Source organism: Parapedobacter tibetensis (assembly GCF_024704835.1).
In the GTDB taxonomy this organism is placed as follows: Bacteria; Bacteroidota; Bacteroidia; order Sphingobacteriales; family Sphingobacteriaceae; genus Parapedobacter; species Parapedobacter tibetensis.
The window spans coordinates 392,124-409,967 of record NZ_JAMXBE010000005.1; the positions used below are offsets into that span (position 1 = coordinate 392,124).

The 17,844-nt window shown below is 46.9% G+C and carries 15 protein-coding genes; 7 read left to right on the top strand and 8 right to left on the bottom strand.

Features of this window, described 5'->3' with window-relative positions:
- Positions 1-161 precede the first annotated feature (161 nt).
- The gene (locus tag NF543_RS11310; protein WP_257668238.1) at positions 162-1,082 is read left to right on the top strand and encodes a glycosyltransferase family 2 protein; all 921 of its coding nucleotides are present in this window, start codon (positions 162-164) and stop codon (positions 1,080-1,082) included.
- 5 nt (positions 1,083-1,087) lie between these two features.
- On the opposite strand, the gene dapA is transcribed toward NF543_RS11310, so the two are convergent.
- The 6 genes from dapA to NF543_RS11340 all read right to left on the bottom strand — a co-directional run bounded on the left by dapA (position 1,088) and on the right by NF543_RS11340 (position 7,408).
- Positions 1,088-1,972 carry a 4-hydroxy-tetrahydrodipicolinate synthase gene (gene dapA / locus NF543_RS11315; protein WP_257668239.1) on the bottom strand — a complete coding sequence of 295 codons (885 nt, stop codon included), beginning with the start codon at positions 1,970-1,972 and terminating at the stop codon, positions 1,088-1,090.
- A 1-nt stretch (position 1,973) separates the two neighbouring features.
- Positions 1,974-2,507, bottom strand: coding sequence for a DUF6913 domain-containing protein (locus NF543_RS11320; protein WP_257668240.1), 534 nt, complete (start codon positions 2,505-2,507; stop codon positions 1,974-1,976).
- 2 nt (positions 2,508-2,509) lie between these two features.
- Positions 2,510-4,537: an NAD-dependent DNA ligase LigA gene (gene ligA / locus NF543_RS11325; RefSeq protein ID WP_257668241.1), complete on the bottom strand. Its 2,028-nt coding sequence runs from the start codon at positions 4,535-4,537 to the stop codon at positions 2,510-2,512.
- Between the two features lie 48 nt (positions 4,538-4,585).
- Positions 4,586-5,317, bottom strand: coding sequence for a hypothetical protein (locus tag NF543_RS11330; protein ID WP_257668242.1), 732 nt, complete (start codon positions 5,315-5,317; stop codon positions 4,586-4,588).
- Positions 5,318-5,549: 232 nt separating this feature from the next.
- Positions 5,550-6,623 carry a glycosyltransferase family 2 protein gene (locus NF543_RS11335; protein ID WP_257668243.1) on the bottom strand — a complete coding sequence of 358 codons (1,074 nt, stop codon included), beginning with the start codon at positions 6,621-6,623 and terminating at the stop codon, positions 5,550-5,552.
- The gene (locus NF543_RS11340) at positions 6,578-7,408 is read right to left on the bottom strand and encodes a lysophospholipid acyltransferase family protein (RefSeq protein WP_257668244.1); all 831 of its coding nucleotides are present in this window, start codon (positions 7,406-7,408) and stop codon (positions 6,578-6,580) included. Before NF543_RS11340 ends, NF543_RS11335 begins: the two co-directional genes overlap by 46 nt.
- Positions 7,409-7,527: 119 nt before the next feature.
- Here NF543_RS11340 and NF543_RS11345 point away from each other — a divergent pair, with 119 nt between their 5' ends.
- Positions 7,528-8,139 (top strand): WbqC family protein, encoded by a 612-nt coding sequence (locus tag NF543_RS11345; RefSeq protein WP_257668245.1) that lies wholly within the window; start codon positions 7,528-7,530, stop codon positions 8,137-8,139.
- 79 nt (positions 8,140-8,218) lie between these two features.
- Positions 8,219-8,875, top strand: a complete 657-nt coding sequence (locus NF543_RS11350; RefSeq protein WP_257668246.1) for a hypothetical protein — start codon at positions 8,219-8,221, stop codon at positions 8,873-8,875.
- Positions 8,876-8,915: 40 nt separating this feature from the next.
- Here the strand turns inward: NF543_RS11350 and NF543_RS11355 are convergent, their stop codons facing one another.
- On the bottom strand, positions 8,916-9,557 hold the full coding sequence (locus NF543_RS11355; protein WP_257668247.1) for a hypothetical protein: 642 nt from the start codon (positions 9,555-9,557) through the stop codon (positions 8,916-8,918).
- A gap of 56 nt (positions 9,558-9,613) precedes the next feature.
- On the bottom strand, positions 9,614-12,247 hold the full coding sequence (locus NF543_RS11360; protein WP_257668248.1) for a valine--tRNA ligase: 2,634 nt from the start codon (positions 12,245-12,247) through the stop codon (positions 9,614-9,616).
- Positions 12,248-12,457: 210 nt separating this feature from the next.
- On the opposite strand from NF543_RS11360, the gene NF543_RS11365 reads away from it, so the two are divergent.
- The 4 genes from NF543_RS11365 to NF543_RS11380 all read left to right on the top strand — a co-directional run bounded on the left by NF543_RS11365 (position 12,458) and on the right by NF543_RS11380 (position 17,838).
- Positions 12,458-13,816 carry a PQQ-dependent sugar dehydrogenase gene (locus NF543_RS11365; protein WP_257668249.1) on the top strand — a complete coding sequence of 453 codons (1,359 nt, stop codon included), beginning with the start codon at positions 12,458-12,460 and terminating at the stop codon, positions 13,814-13,816.
- A 91-nt stretch (positions 13,817-13,907) separates the two neighbouring features.
- Positions 13,908-14,771, top strand: coding sequence for an EamA family transporter (locus NF543_RS11370; RefSeq protein ID WP_257668250.1), 864 nt, complete (start codon positions 13,908-13,910; stop codon positions 14,769-14,771).
- A 6-nt stretch (positions 14,772-14,777) separates the two neighbouring features.
- On the top strand, positions 14,778-15,260 hold the full coding sequence (locus NF543_RS11375; RefSeq protein WP_257668251.1) for an IMPACT family protein: 483 nt from the start codon (positions 14,778-14,780) through the stop codon (positions 15,258-15,260).
- A 124-nt stretch (positions 15,261-15,384) separates the two neighbouring features.
- Positions 15,385-17,838: a penicillin acylase family protein gene (locus NF543_RS11380; protein ID WP_257668252.1), complete on the top strand. Its 2,454-nt coding sequence runs from the start codon at positions 15,385-15,387 to the stop codon at positions 17,836-17,838.
- The last annotated feature ends 6 nt before the right edge of the window (positions 17,839-17,844 follow it).

Here is a 17,844-nt window from a genome sequence, read left to right on the forward strand (position 1 = left end):
TAACAAAATGATTGAAATAGAGGCGGAAAATGTTGTTTTGTAGCGTATATGCTACATATAATGCATGGACAATCGACCGTACTATTTTCCGGTTAGCTTACTTCAAAAAAAACAATTAGTTTTGCGCCATCTGATAAGGAGCATCCTTTCGTTTTTAACTAATGACATTAACATCCATTATTACGGTCAACTACCGGCAACCAGCGCTCACTGAAGATTTCCTACGTTCACTATCGACGTGTGCCAATGAACAGGAAGTGGAAGTGATTGTAGTGGATAATGGCGCTGAAGAGGATAACGGGGAGCGTTTCAGGGTAATTTATCCATCGCTCATCTACATCCGCTCCGAAAAAAACCTAGGCTTCGCTGGTGGCAATAACCTGGGCATCCGGTATGCCCAAGGCGACTATCTACTGTTCCTCAATAACGATACGGAGATTACCGGAAATTTCATCCCTATATTGCGCGATGAGCTTCACTGCCATCCGGATATTGGCCTGCTTTCACCGCTCATCTTGTATTTCGAAGATAAACGCAAAATTCAATATGCCGGTTATACGCCGATGAATTACCTCACCGGCCGCAACAACGGCATCGGCGTTATGGACGATGACGACGGGCAATACAGCTATATGACAACCCAGACGGGGTATTGCCATGGGGCAGCCATGATGTGCCGAAAGGCCGATCTCGAAAGCGTAGGATTGATGGAGGAACATTTCTTCCTTTATTATGAAGAATTGGATTGGTGCGAGAAGTTCAAACGTGCCGGTCTTAAAATCGGTTTCACCGGAAAGGCTAAGATTTACCATAAGGAATCCATGAGCGTAGGCAAGGAAAGTCCCCTGAAGAGCTATTTCATGGTTCGAAACCGGTGGCTTTTCATCAGGCGCAATGCCAAATGGCCTGCGGCGCTCCTCTTTGGTTGCTATTACCTGTTTATAGCCATACCTTACTTAATCATCAAGCGCCTGATCCAGGGTAAGGTTGGATTAGCGAAAGCTGCGCTGAGCGGAATATGGTGGAACGTTACCCATTCTACTGATAGCAGCGACCTGGGCATAGAACTACCTGCAACCTGAGCAGATTAGGTAGTCAATATTTTCGCTAATTCGTCACGGACAGCCGTCTCCAATTGGGCACTTGCTTCCACCAATGGCAATCTTACCGCTGCGCTACATATACCCAACTGTTCGAGGATGGCCTTTACCCCGGCCGGGTTGCCTTCCAAGAAGCATAGCTCAGTCAATCGGATTAACTTGGAATGGATATCACGGGCCTGTATATAGTCGTTTTTGAGACATAGCTGTGCAAGTTTGGCCACTTCTGCGGGGAATGCGTTGCCCACCACGGAAATCATCCCTACTGCGCCCAATGCCATCATGGGGAGGGTCATCGCGTCATCGCCTGAAATCATGAAGAAACCATCCGGCCTATCCCGCATGATTTTACCAAATTGGTCGAAGCTACCGGACGCTTCTTTGGTGGCGATAATGTTATCACAATCTTTTGCAAGCCTTACGGTTGTTTCAGGGCTGATGTTGCTTCCAGTACGCGCCGGTACATTATATAGGATGATTGGTAGTGGGGATGCCGATGCCACCGCTTTATAATGCTGGTAGAGGCCTTCCTGTGTGGGCTTGTTGTAATACGGACTCACAGACAAGATGGCGATATAGCCACTGTAGTCAAAGGACTTGACATGGTGCACGATTTCGGCGGTGTTATTGCCACCTATACCAGCCACAAGCGGCACACGTCCGCTTACTTTTTCAACGGTAAACTTCCATATGGCCTTTCGTTCGCTCTCGGTAAGGGTAGCCACCTCGCCGGTGGTGCCCAATGAAACAAGATAATCCATTCCTCCATTGATCTGGTACTCAATGAGTCGTTCCAAACCCGCGAAGTCAATCGTTCCATCAGAATGGAAAGGCGTAATTAATGCAACACCTGCGCCGTGAAGCTCGTTCATGTTAATGTATTTTGACTAAATAGTGTTTTATTGCTTTTAATAACTCCCTGCTGTCCACAAATTCACCTTTCACCATCAACCCATATGCCTTGTTCAGCCTAGGCTCATAACGCCCTATTCGGAATGTAGCCGGTGTCTTGATGGCAACATAATCCAAGGCCAAGTGGTTTCCGTCTGTACAGAGGTTCAACAAGAGGTCAAAATTAATGGAAATAAATGATTTTATTGCATGCTCTTTAGGAATGAGGTTCCAGGCAAGGGCCTCAGGTTCGAGGATGATGATATTGGGGTTGGTTGGTATCTCAATAGGCGATTCCAACAGACCTAATACGACGCATTCCTTGCCGTCTTTGGAGAGTTGGTTTAACACGTCATCCACCCATTGTATGTCGTCATTTTCTCGTAAAGGCATGAGTAAACCGATTCGCTTAATCTCTTCATAAGCAATGGTTCGTTGAGGTTCGCTATGCCGACGAAGCATGGAAAGCAATGTTATTTCGCCAGCTTTCTTACGGAGGCCCATCAAGATTCCCATATTTAATCGGTATTGGCCACTAACTGAAGCAAATCCTGTTCGGAAATGATGGGGATACCGAGTTTTTCAGCTTTTGCCAGTTTAGATGGCCCCATTTTATCGCCAGCCACAAGATAATCCAGTTTGCCGGAAATGCTACTAAGCAGCTTGCCCCCATGGCCTTCAATGAGGGCGGTCAACTCCTCACGACTGAATTGTTCGAAGACACCAGAGATGACGAACGTCTTGCCCAACAGATTATCGCTAAGATGTTCGGTTTCATCGACGATGAGGGCCAATTGCAGACCATGTCGTTTCAACAGTTCTATTTGTGAATGGTGCACCTCTTCAGCGAAGTATTCATTAACACTTTCCGCAATCCGTTCGCCTATTTCATGTACTGATTCAATTTCCTCCTTTGAAGCGGAGGCCAAGGCATCGATGTTTTTAAAGTGGGCCGCCAGTTTTTTGGCAATGGTTTCACCGACATAACGAATACCAAGGGCGAAAAGTACTTTCTCAAAGGGCTTTTCCTTAGATTTTTCAATACCTGCCAACATGTTATCTATGGATTTCTGACCGAAACGTTCAAGTCGCACCAAAACATCCTGCTTATCCTTGAGCGTATAGATATCCGTAATGTTGCGGAGCAGCCCTTGTTTGAAGAATGTATCGATCGTCTCGTGACCCATCCCCTCGATATCCATGGCCTTGCGGCTAATGAAATGCTGCATGCGCCCCACGATTTGAGGAGGGCAGCCTTCGTCGTTAGGGCAATAATGTACGGCTTCGCCTTCTTTCCTTACTAGCAGGGTACTACATTGTGGACAGGTGCTGGGATAAATGATGGGTTGGGCACCGGCTACACGTTTCAAAAAGTTTACGCCCATGACCTTGGGGATGATTTCGCCACCTTTTTCCACATATACGGTATCCCCTTCGTGGAGGTCTAACCGGATGATTTCATTGGCGTTGTGCAGACTGGCTCTTTTCACTGTGGTGCCAGCCAATAACACGGGCTTGAGGTTGGCCACTGGTGTCACCGCCCCTGTACGGCCTACTTGGTAGCTGACGGATTGGAACACCGTTTCTACCTGCTCGGCCTTGTATTTATAAGAGATGGCCCAGCGGGGCGATTTGGCTGTAAAACCCAATTCTTCTTGTTGGCCATAGTCATTCACTTTGATGACAATCCCATCGATATCATAGCTGAGGCTCAGGCGCTGTTCTTCCCATTTGGTAATAAAAGCAAGCACCTCGTCGATGGAGCGGCATAGCAATGTATGTTCGCATACATGGAATCCCCATTTTTTTATGGCCTGAAGGCTATCCCAATGGTTTTTGAACAACTTGTTTCTATTGTCACTGTATAAGAAATATAAAAAGCAATCCAGTGGTCGGCGGGCTACTTCAGCAGAATCCTGTAATTTGATGGTTCCAGCAGCGAAATTTCGAGGGTTGGCATATGCCATTTCGCTATTTTCGATGCGCTCATTGTTTAGTCGTTGGAATGCTGGGCGGTGCATGAATATTTCACCCCTGATTTCAAAGAGGTCGGGATACCCATTGTTTTTCAGGCGATTGGGTATGCTCCTGATCGTGCGCACATTAGTGGTCACTTCATCACCCTGCGTGCCATCGCCGCGGGTCACTGCTTGTTTGAGGATACCGTTTTCATAGGTAATGCTGATGGATAATCCGTCGAATTTCAACTCACATACATATTCGAAGTCGTTGCCGATGGCTTTGCGCACGCGTTCATCAAAATCGCGCAATTCCTGCTCGCTGTAGGTGTTGCCTAATGAGAGCATGGACCATCGATGGCGCACGGTTTTGAAGCGTTGCGTGATATCACCACCTACCTGCTGCGTAGGGGAATCAGGATCAAGAAATTGCGGAAATTGCTGCTCCAGCGCTTCCAGTTCCTTGAGCTTCTGGTCGAAGTCGTAGTCCGAGACGGATGGATTTGCCAACACATAGTATTGGTAATTGTATTCGTTGAGTTCCCTGGTTAGCTCCTCAATGCGGATTGCTGCTTCTGCTGGTGACATGGCAGCGAAAATACGAATTTTATGGTTTTCAGCAATCGTTGACCACCACTATTCCTCGAGCTTACCCCATATTTCATAGATTGGGGCTCCCGCTGAACTCAGACCGGAATGGTGCCATTGGCCGTTTTCGATTTTGCCATCGAAAGTGAGTGAAGCGCCGACACGGTCGTTGTCTCGGGAGAAAAATTCGATGTTTTCAGTGTACTTGCCGTTTTCAAATGTGTATGTGCCACCCCCGGTACCCGAAAACTCACCGGTTTTGATGTTGATGGCCACCCATTGGAAGCGTTTACCGCTTAGTATTTTCAGGGTTCTTCTATCCCTTAAAGGCATTTGACTCATACCATCTTCTTGTTTTCTGCCTGATATGCGCCACACACCAGCCATTGAGCCTTCGTTGCTATCAATTCGATTCCATGTAGCATTGGTGCCAGATAGGTTGGTGGTTAAGGTATTCGCGACTTGGTAGTCAAAGGTGCTCGATTGGCCCAGCCAGTTTTCGATGGGGGTTTTGTTCGCTGCATTTTCGGTGTCATATTGCCAAGTGACGATAAGTTTGTTGCCATCGGTGGTATATGTACCACCTCGTGTAGCAATGAATTTTTTGTTTTTGACATCGTATGTGCTGTGCGATAAGTAGCCGTTAACAAAAACCGCTGTTTGTTCGATATCGCCCTGTTGTGTATGCCAGGACCCAGCTAAAGGGTCGGTTTGCCGTGCTTGGATATTCAGGCCAAATACACATATGGCCAACAAAAAAAGGAGTGCATGTCTTTTCATAATTGCGGTTGTTGAGTTGTTTTGGTTTACAATTTACAATACTGTTTACAATTTACAATACTTAAAATACATTGCGGAAGGAACGCGGATTTAACGAATCTATGTGCAGCATGCCAGCAAGATTGATTGGCAAACCAGCAAGCATCAGCCAGATCAGCGTTATCTGTGTTCAGTTTCCATCCATGCTAAAATAACAACTATTTATCCAAAAAGTTGCCATGTAGCCGGTATTTTACAAAAACCGCTTGAGATTGAGTTTGTTGAAACGGGTTTTGGCATGCATGTAGAACGCCCAAACAATGCTGCCCCGATACATGCCGGTAGTGTCGAATGTAGGGGGATACCGATTCCTTTTCTTTGCTGTTTTGAAAAAGTCGATAAAGAAACGTTGGTGGGAGCGACTGACAGCCCAAGCATCGCGGAATTTGCCGGTCAAGAGGAAATGGATGAGTGCCGTAAAGTCAATCCACATGCGGGCAAACACCACCCAAGTGGCTTCCAGAAAGGGTAGATTTTTTTGTAGCATAAATAGGCTATTGCGGAAGTTGAGGTAGGTCTTCCTGGGATTACTGGTATCTAGCGTGCCACCCCCAACGTGATAAACTACCGAATCCGGACAATATCCAATACGGTATCCCGCACGTTTAAGACGCCAGCAAAGATCTATTTCTTCCATGTGAGCGAAGAAATCCTCATCAAACCCACCGGACGATCGCCAACATTCACGTTTTATGAAAAATGCGGCGCCACTGGCCCAAAACACTTCACATGGGTCATCGTATTGTCCGATGTCTTTTTCCGTCACATTGAGTATCCGTCCGCGGCAAAAAGGAAAGCCATACCGATCGATATATCCACCAGCTGCCCCTGCATGTTCGAAGTTATCTCGCTGATAGAATGAGCGGATTTTAGGTTGAGCCGCAGCCATATCAGGATTGCTTTCCAACAAGTCGACAACAGGCTTTATCCAACGGGGTGTTACTTCTACGTCAGAATTGAGCAACACAAAATAATCGGCTTCTATTTGCGTGAGGATGCTGTTATACCCCCCAGCAAACCCTAGGTTTCGATCATTGCGGATAATGCGGATAGTCGGATAATGTGTGGTTACGAAGGATATCGAATCGTCCGTGGAGCCATTATCACCCACGACGAACTCGATGTTTGGGTAGCATGTGTTAAACACGGAAGGTAGGAATTTCTCTAGGAAAAACCGACCGTTCCAATTCAAAATCACGACAGCTACTTTTGGATAGTGTTTCATTGTTTGGGTTTCCTTTTCCATCGCCTGTGTGACCAAAGCCATAGTTCTGGCTTATTGCGAATGATATCTTCTGTGAATTTGTTATACAGATCAGTAACCTCATGCTCCGCTGTTTCGGCAGGATTCTCGACAAGCGTCGTAAATGTACAGCAATAATATCCCCGCTTAATTCGATCAATATGACAAAATATTACTGGGGCATTTGTCTTTCTGGCAATTTTTTCAGCCCCCATAAATACCAAGGTGTTTTGATTGAGGAATTGAACGTAATAGTCGGATTCTGTGTAACTCGGCGTTTGGTCGGCAACAAATACACTGATATGCGGCCTGTTACGGTATTCCAAAACTTTTCTTAACGTCTGTTTCATGGGCACCATAATCGCCCCGAATCGGCTGCGGATGCGGTTATAGATTTCGTTAATGGTTTTGTTGCTGAGCGGTTTATAGATGATCAGCGCTGGGTTTTTTGTGGATACACTAATTTTATGGATTCCCCATTCCCAATTGCCGTAATGTGCCGTAAGGGCGATGATGTCTTTTCCGAGCTCAAAATGCCTTTCAAGCTCTTCGGGTTGACGATATGCCATTCTTTTGTTTACCTCCTTCGCCGACATGCTACGCATCTTAATGGCTTCCACTATTAAGTCTGGCAGAAAGCGGTAGAATTTCCGGGCGATTTCCATACGCTCTTTATGGGTTTTGTCCGGAAAAGCGTTCGTCAAGTTTTCATATACCACCTGCCTTCGGTAACCGATGACATAGTATAGCAATACAAACAGCACATCCGAGCATGCATATAACACCCAAAAGGGCAATAAGGATATCAAGTAAATAAAGAAAGATAACAACGAAGTTTTTCGCATTACGGCCAATGATCGAGCGTGATGCTGCAAATATCCTTAATTTAAGTTATTTTTACGGCACAAAAATAGATTTCTTGCAATCCATGGATAACTATCTGATATTACCAGCATTATACCTTCCTCCGATATCTTTTTTCAGTACCATCCGGTCTTCCTCGGAACCGATTTTGTTGGACCGATATGAGCATTTTCCTAAGCAGACGTACCGTAACCGTGCTTCGATTTATTCAGCCAACGGGAAATTGGATCTGATTATACCCATACGGAAAGGACGTCATGAGCATACCAAAATGAAGGATGTGCGGATTAATGATGAGGCGGATTGGCAGCGACTACATTGGATGAGCTTGCAGACTGCATACCGTAGCTCAGCCTATTTTGAGTATTATGAAGACGATTTTGCCGTGTTCTACCAACAACAGCATGAACTGCTGTTTGATTATAACGTATCTCAAATCAAGCTATTATTAAGATTACTTAAAATAAATAGGCAGATCGGATATACTGATAGTTATCGGGAAGACTATGCGCCGGAAATTGATTTCAGGAAATCCATTCATCCAAAAAAAGAAAATCCCGGTGGGGCTAATAAACCGTATTATCAGGTATTTGACAACAAACATGGTTTCATCGCCAACCTGAGTATTGTGGATTTGTTATTTAACCATGGACCACAGAGCAAAGGGTATTTATAAAGGTTTAGTCCGCGTTCACTACCACTAAAACATTTGTACGCATTTTCTGTTGTAGCATACAATATTCATTCAAAATGATATGGTAAAACGACTATTATTTTTTTTACTGCTACTTGAGGCAGGAAATGCTATTTCGCAGACAGCCACTGATACTACGCTGCACCAGCGGAAAATTTATGTGGTCAGCGGGATGGGGTGGGGATTTGCTCTAGGAAAAACCAAGGAAGTGTTGCACGCTAAATTTTCCAGTAACCTGGGATTAGATATTTCGTTGGATAACCGTCATTACTTCATATATCCTTCGCTTGATTTCCTTACATTTGGGTATAACCAGCAGGTGCATGATCCCGACTATGCCTATGATTTAGAAGAGGGAAGGAGCAATTTTTATATTCTTAACCTTGCAGCGGGTGTCCGTAAACAATTTGAACAACTAAGTGTATATGCGTTTGCCGGACCGGGAGCAGGTGTGATGGTAGAGCCACGTGCAATGGTGCTGCCTGACCAACATAAAGTTACTATCGAAAATATTGTTCATGTTACGCCCTCCATGCGTAGTGGCATGGGGGTCGATTACAAACTGGGAGGGTTTTTCTTGTTCATTGAAGGTGGGTGGCTGTACAACTTCAGGAATATACAGGACAGACCGGTCAACGTGATTTCATGTTACGGAGGTCTAAAGACGGATGTAACACGCCTTGGAAACCGGGTCTCTCAGGCATTGGGGATTGAATAATAACCTAACAGGTTTCAAAAACCTGTTAGGTTTATCACGATTACTTCGCCGAAATACTCAGTTCCACTACTTCTACATCCAAGCTATTAAATAGCTTATGCGAAGATTTAAGCTCAGGGTCGCTCTTTACTTCATCCAATATCCGTACATCTACTCCACGTTGTTTCACAATATCCAATTTACCTCCCAAGCATGGGTTGTTCGTTTCGATATCGCCACCATTAAAACTAGTTATGTCGGCAAATCCATCCAGGCTATTGTAGAAATTGGTCATGGTCAATGGCATGAAATTGTTCAATTTCTTGGTTTCATCCAAGGTAGACCCAACACGCAATCCTTCGGCGGTTTGGTATGGTCCGAAATTATTGCCTACAGACAGTTTTGTGGCGGTTGAATAAGGTTCTTGGCTTTCCGCCCAATAAACGGCGATTTCTTCCGCCTCATTTGGAAATACCCTAGTGATATGTACGGTATTTCCGTTTACTTCTATCGTATCATTATCCAATTTATCCGCCCCGATTTCATTTACTAAATCGGCATAAGCATGGCTGAGTTTGACAGGGCCGATGCCCTCGCAGGTAATGGCATTGGGATCCGTAGCCGTTTCTTGGTCTTCTTCCTTTTGTCCTTGTTGGCATGCGGTAAGCAAGCCAATCAGTGTAATACTTAGCAATTTGTTCATAATTGTATGGGATTTTCAGTTAAGCTTGCTAAACTAATAAAAAAACCTCACAGGTTTCAAAAACCTGTGAGGTTTAAAAGATTTTCCTGAAGAATCTTTATTTTTATTTCGGCATCCGCCTTCTTGTTCCGTTCATTGGCCACGATTTCAGGCTTGGCATTTTGTACAAAGCGTTCGTTGGCCAGCTTGGCATTTACTGATTTCAGGAATCCATTGAGGTAATCAATTTCTTTACTGATACGTTCTTTTTCGGCTTCCACATCGATGTTTTGGGCAATGTCAATATAAAACTCATCTTTGCCCACCAAAATGCTTGTCGTGCCGGTTTGTTTTCCGTCGATAAAACTGATCTCGGAGATGTTGGCCATTTTTTGGATGCACTCGGCATAACGAGCAAAGTCGGTGTCGGAAGTGGCATAAATGGCCATAGGCAACGGTGTTTTCGTAGAGATTTGCTTGGCATTACGCAGGTTACGGATTTCAGACACCACCTGTTGCAATGATGCGAAATCGCCCAATTCTTTTTCGTCAAACACACCTCCTTTGGGGTATTCGGCCACAATACAGCAATCACGTTCGCTGCGTTGCCCGAAAAGCTCATCATGCCACAGCTCCTCACTGATGAAGGGCATGAAGGGGTGGATGAGTTTCAGTACCGCCTCGAAGAAACTCTTGGTTGTTTCAAAGGCTTCTCTGGCAATGGGCTGTTGGTAAGCTGGTTTCACCAATTCCAGGTACCAGGAACAAAAGTCGTCCCAAACGAGTTTGTAGATAGCCATCAGGGCATCCGATATGCGGTAATTGGAAAAGTGTCCATCGATCTCGGCCACGGCTTGGTTAAACCGATGGCCAAACCAATTGGCAGCCTCTCGTTGTGCGGAGGAAGCCGGAGCTTCCGCTACTTCCCAGCCTTTGACTAAGCGGAATGCATTCCAAATTTTGTTGGCAAAATTGCGTCCCTGCTCACAGTAAGCCACATCAAACATGAGGTCGTTGCCAGCAGGGGAGGAGAGCAACATCCCTACACGTACACCATCGGTGCCGTACTGTTGCATCAGCTCAATTGGGTCGGGTGAATTGCCGAGCGATTTCGACATTTTACGGCCCAGTTTGTCGCGCACAATGCCAGTGAGGTATACATTCTTGAATGGTGCTTTGCCCCTATATTCATGCCCGAAAATTAGCATGCGCGCCACCCAGAAGAACAGGATTTCGGGAGCCGTCACTAAATCGTTGGTGGGATAATAGTAGCGAATGTCTGCATTATCCGGATTCCGCGTTCCATCAAATACCGACATGGGCCATAGACCTGATGAAAACCAGGTGTCCAATACGTCATCTTCTTGCCGGATACCTTCGGTGGATTTACCCTCGGCTTGGAACAGGGCTTTGGCTTCATCACTGGTTTTGGCCACTACCCATTCGTTCTGAGCATTATACCATGCCGGAATACGTTGTCCCCACCACAGCTGGCGACTGATGGTCCAGTCCTTGATGTTTTCCATCCAATGTCGGTAGGTGCTGATGAATTTATCGGGAATGAGTTTCACCTCGCCATTGTTTACATACTCGAGGGCAGGTTTTGCCAATTCAGCCATCCGGCAGAACCATTGCATGGAGAGCCTAGGTTCAATGGCGGCATCGGTACGTTCGGAAAAACCCACTTGCGACGTGTATGCTTCGGTCTTTTCCAGGTATCCGGCTTCTTCCAGCAACTTCACGATGTGTTTGCGGGCCGCAAAGCGGTCTTCACCCACAAGAATCTGCGCTTTTTCATTGAGCGTACCATCGTCATTGAGGATATCGATGACTTCCAGGTTATGCTTTTGGCCCAGTTCATAGTCGTTCAGGTCATGGGCCGGAGTCACCTTGAGACAGCCTGTTCCAAATTCCACATCCACGTATTCATCTTCAATGATCGGGATTTCACGATTGATGAGCGGTACCAAGGCTGTTTTGCCCTTCAGGTGGGCATACCGTTCGTCATTGGGGTTGATGCATACCGCTGTGTCAGCCATGATGGTTTCAGGTCGCGTGGTAGCTATGGTGAGGTAAGTGGGTCCATCATCAATGCCTGGAACAGCATAACGTATATAGTACAGCGTCTGGTTTACCTCCTTACGGTTCACCTCTTCGTCTGATAAGGCGGTACGGCCTTGTGGATCCCAATTGACCATGCGTACCCCGCGGTAGATATAGCCCTCGCGGTATAGCCTGATGAATGTGTCGATGACTGCATCGCTCAACTCCGGATTCATCGTGAATTTAGTGCGGTTCCAATCACAGGAGGCGCCGAGTTTTTCGAGTTGCTTGAGGATGATGCCCCCGTATTTTTCCTTCCACTCCCATGCATATTCGAGGAATTGTTCCCGGGAGAGGTCTTTTTTGTTGATACCCTTTTCCTTGAGCATGGCCACCACCTTGGCTTCCGTAGCAATGGATGCATGGTCTGTACCCGGTACCCAGCAGGCATTTTTACCCTGCATACGGGCACGACGGATAAGCACATCCTGGATGGTGTTGTTGAGCATATGCCCCATATGCAATACGCCGGTTACATTGGGAGGAGGCATCACAATGGTATAGGGTTCGCGCTCATCCGGAATGGACCGGAAAAAGCCCTGCTGCATCCAATAGGTATACCACTTGTCTTCAGCTTCCTTGGGGTCATATGTCTTTGATATACTCATGTAATTGTCTGCATTTTAAAGGGACGCAAACTTAGGGAAACTTGCGAATTAAAGCAAATTTTAAGGGCCTTGCATGGTATCATTTCTTTTTGGTGGTTATTGTGTAGCACAATATCTACAATACAATTTTTCTATAAGAAAATATATAAACTTATTTATTATGGTGTCGTTACTTTGATGGGATTTATATAGTCATTAGAAATGTTAGTTATGTATTTCAGTAGACGTGTATTCCTTCAAATCCAGCGGCCTGCTACGCTGGGTATTTCCGTGCTATTGTTGTTGGCTTCCTGTGTGTGGGGTTCTCATCAACCGGCAGATCTGTCATACAAACCGAATCCGGGAGACCCTGTAGAAACGCGTCGCGGAAACAGTGCTGGGTATCAACCTGTGTTCGAGGGCCAGACTCGCGGACCAAGTGTTATCACCGCTACCCCGATTGAAATCTCATTGATTGCTGCGGACGCGGAGCTCTACAAGCCATGGAGCTTAAAATTTATTTCTCGCAGCGAATTCCTGGTTGCCCAGAAAAATGGTTTTATTCGTGTTGTTTCTACGGACGGCACGATTGGCACGCCTATCTCTGGTGTGCCGCCCGTATTTTTCAACGATGATATTCCCGGGAGTAATGCCGGATTGTTTGACATTGCCCTCGACCCCGATTTCCTAAGCAACAGAACAGTGTATTTTTCGTACGCCAAGGGGGATATTAATAGGAGCCGGCTCACCGTGGCACGAGCAACGCTTGATTCGGCCAATAATCGCTTGGAAGATGTCAGGGATATTTATCAGGTAACGCCCGCAATTGCTGGTGCAGCCGTGTATGGCGGTAGGCTGGTGTTTGACCCATCCGGCTTTCTCATGGTAAGTGTCGGCGACCGGCACCGAAACGATAGCCAGTATATGGCACAAAATCTCGATGCATCCGTCGGTAAGATTTTGCGCATTGATAAGGAAGGGAATCCCGCTCCAGGCAACCCATTTGTGGGCAAAGCAGGTGCACTACCAGAAATCTGGGCATACGGCATCCGCAGCCCGTTAGGACTGGCTTTCCATCCCATGACGGGTGAGCTTTGGGAAATTGAACATGGCCCCAAAGGTGGTGATGAGGTCAACATCATCAAGCCCGGTGTCAATTACGGATGGCCGGTTATTAGCTATGGCGTCAAGTCTGACGGTTCGATAGCCAGTAGCGGTATTCATAAGGAACCGGGTTCCAATCCGGCAAGCTACTACTTTGATCGGGAGAACACGACCGGAGGAGGCATCTCCCAGTTCGAGGGAATGGAACAACCGAGGTATTACTGGGATCCTTCCATCGCCCCTGGCGGCATGACATTCTATCGATCAGATGTGATTCGCGAGTGGAAAAATAACATCTTTGTGGCGGCATTGAGTGGGAAACACCTCATCCGGCTGATTGTGAGAGATGGGAAAGTCATCGGAGAAGAGCGCTTTCTTGCCGATCAGGGCGTACGGCTACGTGATGTGCAGGAAGGGCCGGACGGTGCGTTGTACGTCATCTGTGACATGGCGGAAGGCCGGATCTACCGGATTAGCAAAAAATAGATCCGTATTCTTTTAAAGAATAGGGTCAGCCACTTCCCTGGTTACCCTTTTTACATTAACTTCGCCGGCATAATATCCAACAAATATCGATATGGGTTACGTATTGCTCAGTGTTGTTTGCAGCGTCACCGTCTCCGTCATCTTGAAACTGGCCAGGCGTTATCAGGTAGATACGTTCCAGATTATCGTGTGGAATTACCCAATAGCGGTATTGTGTACCTGGTTTTTACTCCAACCCCAGTGGGAACCCGGCATCCTGTCGGCAGCTCCCATGGCTTTATACCTTGTGCTTGCCATCCTGTTGCCGACTATTTTTTTTGCGCTTAGCGCTTCCATTCGCTATGCGGGCATTGTACGCACCGAGGTAGCTCAGCGCCTCTCCCTCTTCATTGCGTTGGTGGCAGCGTTTTGGCTGTTCGGGGAAACCCCGCAAATCGGCAAGCTTATTGGCGTTGCCATCGGCATTGTGGGCATACTATGCAGTATCGGCTGGCATAAGGGGCACAATCAATATGGGCGCAACAACCGAATGTGGCTATTTCCCCTGTTGGTATTCTTCGGCTATGGCGTCATCGATATCCTATTCAAACAAATCGCCCAACATGCCGGTATACCCTATACCACCTCGATGCTCTTGGTATTCAGCATGGCCATGGTGGCCGCGTTTTGCTATTTGGGCTATCGGGTTTTCATTGCCCAGAAGCGGTTTTCGGTCCACGCTATATTTTGGGGGATGGTTTTGGGTGGCTTCAATTTTGCCAATATCCTATTTTACATGAAGGCCCATCGGGCATTGCCTGAAAATCCATCCATCGTGTTTACGGGGATGAACGTCGGGGTCATTACCCTTGGTTCCCTTGTTGGGATCTTCCTTTTCAGCGAAAAATTGTCGTTTATTAATAAAATTGGGATACTTTTGGCGATCATGTCCGTTTTAATCATTGCCTATTCGTGAATTTGTTTGAAGATACGTACAAGACAATCGCCACTCCTTCCGAGGGCCTATCGGATTACGCCCGACCGCACAGTTTTTCGCATCAATGACGATGGCGAACCCTCAGGAACCGCCGGCCGCCCCATCCTCAATACACTATTGTCTTATGACGTGACCAATATCCTTGTCGTGGTGGTACGCTATTTCGGCGGGACCTTGTTGGGGGTGCCGGGTCTTATCCATGCGTATAAAACCGCTGCGCAAGAGGCTTTAGCTTCGGCCAATATCGTGGAACTCACCGTTAATGATATTTATCGTGTATCCTTCAATTATGTACAATTAAACGAAGTGATGCGCATCGTGAAAACGGAAAACCTGGATATATTGAAGCAAAACTTTGACAACAACTGTGTCTTGGAGTTGCAAATCCGACAGACTCAAGTGAACAGCATTTTGGATAGGCTGGCAAAAATCGAAAGTGTGGAAGCGGCTTATCACTATACACGGTGATTCCTGAAATCGACCTGATTCAAACAAAACCATTTGTTACTAAAATTTATTTGCATAACTGTTTGGGTTTGGTTAAGTTTGGAGGTATAAAGAGACCTTACAAGATACAACGCCTAAAAAAATTATGAGATTCATCGCGCATTTTTGGCCATTGTTCATTGCGGTGGCCCTTATTTATTTGTTCCATCATTCCTGGGGTGTAGTGCCACCATTGGGGAAAGTATTCAACCCCTTTCAGGGTTTCCTCCAAAACGAAGGGACTAACCTCATCAAAGAAAATGAAGCCATCTTTATCGAGGGGTTAATGGACGAAGTGGTTGTCCGCTATGACGACAATGCGGTACCCCATATTTTCGCCAATAGCGATGACGACTTATATTTTGCCCAAGGGTATGTGGTTGCCCGTGACCGCCTATGGCAAATGGAATTCTACACGCTTGTCGCTGCAGGACGGCTCACGGAAGTGGTGGGTGAAGGTGCATTGGAGTACGACCGCTTTAACCGGCGCTTGGGTATGGCGCGCTCAGCAATTGCCATCACCAAAAATTTGGAAGCTGATACCTTGGCCAACCGGATCCTGCAGGCCTATGCGGCTGGTGTGAATGCGTATATTGACCAATTGGCGTATAAGGATCTGCCTGTGGAATATAAACTCCTGAATTATAAACCTGAGCACTGGTCTCCTTATAAGTCCATCCTGATGCTGATGAACATGCGCAACACGCTCAATGGTGGGAGTAATGATTACCGACTTAGCAATGTGTTGGCCCAGTATGGTCCTGATGTTGTGGCCGACCTGTTCCCGGACTATCCTGCGGTGGAATCGCCCATTGTACCCGAAGGGACAGATTGGACCTTTTCACCATTGGCCATCCCCGCCGTGCCGGACACCGTGTCGGCCTTGCCTGACAGCAACCTGCTGGCTTTAAATGTTCCGGCTCCCCGTCCCGAAGTGGGCAGTAACAACTGGGCGGTAGCGGGGAGCAAATCGGCCACGGGCCTGCCTATCCTCGCCAACGATCCGCACTTGCAATTGACCTTACCATCTATTTGGTACCAAATACAGTTGTCTTCACCCCATGTCAACGCATATGGTGTGGCTTTGCCGGGCACGCCAGCCATCATTGTCGGCTTCAATAAAGACGTTGCGTGGGGAGTCACCAACGTCGGATCGGATGTGATGGATTTTTACCATATCCGGTTCCGCGACACCACATTTGAAGCATATTGGCATGATGGGCAGTGGAAACCTACTACCATGCATATGGAAACCTTCAAGCTAAAAAACGGGAAGGAAATACAAGACACGTTATACTATACGCACCACGGACCCATTGTGTACCATGAAGCGAAACCGACCAATTACGCTAAAGGCCTACCAGTGGGCTACTCCATGCGTTGGGTTACCAATGAAACCGATGGTGCCGATGTGCTTACTTTCCATTACCTCAACCGTGCAAAAAACTATGGTGAGTATCGCCGGGCGTTGTCCTATTTCACCGCACCAGCCCAGAATTTTATCTTTTCGAGCAATGCCGGTGATATTGTCATCACCTCCAATGGGAAGTTGCCGTTAAAGTGGAAAGGCCAGGGCAAATACCTGTTGGATGGCACCTTGGCAGCGCATGATTGGCAAGGGTGGATTCCCAATGACCAAAACCCCGAGGTGAGAAATCCTTCCAGGGGGTATGTGAGTTCGGCCAACCAATTTCCCACGGACACCACCTATCCCTATTACCTCGACTGGAAATTTGCGCACTCCAGCCGAGCCATCCGCATCAATGAGCGCCTCGAAGCGATGGTAGGCGCCACTACCGATAGTTTACGCGCATTGCAAAACGATGTTTACAACGTGGATGCACGGCGGATTCTACCGCATTTGCTTCCAGTTTTATCCTCGAATGAATCCACTCGGAAATCGGAGGCATTCCAAGCCATTGAGCAGTGGGACTACCTGAATGCCGCAGATGCCGTAGGCGCTTCCATTTTCGAGAACTGGTTGGATGAATTGCTTGCTGGAATCTGGGATGATGAGTTCCCCAAGGATAAACGACTGGTATACCCGAGTCTCGACCGCACATTTGAGCTCATCAAGAACGAACCGGATGCCAAGTGGTTTGATAATGTAAACACGATGGATACGGTGGAAACCATGGACGATATCGTACGGGAGAGCTTTAAATCCGCCTTGATGATGTTGCGTGATCGGTATGGCAATATTTCCGAAGGCAATTGGGCCTGGGGAACCGTGAAACGGACACGGATTATGCATTTGGTACCCAATTTCACCTCCTTTGGCCGTACAGGAATTATTAATGGTGGCGGTGGTGGTATTGTCAATGCCACCACGGGTACCCATGGTCCTTCGTGGCGAATGGTGGTGCAGCTGGACACCGAATGGCCGGTGGCCTATGGTTTATATCCGGGTGGGCAATCTGGCAACCCCGGGAGTAAATACTACGATAATATGATTGACCGCTGGGCCAACGGCGAGTTGGATACGCTCCTGTTTATGAAACATGACGATGAGGAATCGGAAAGGCTGCAACATCACGTTTCATTGAAACCAAAAAAATGAGCTAAC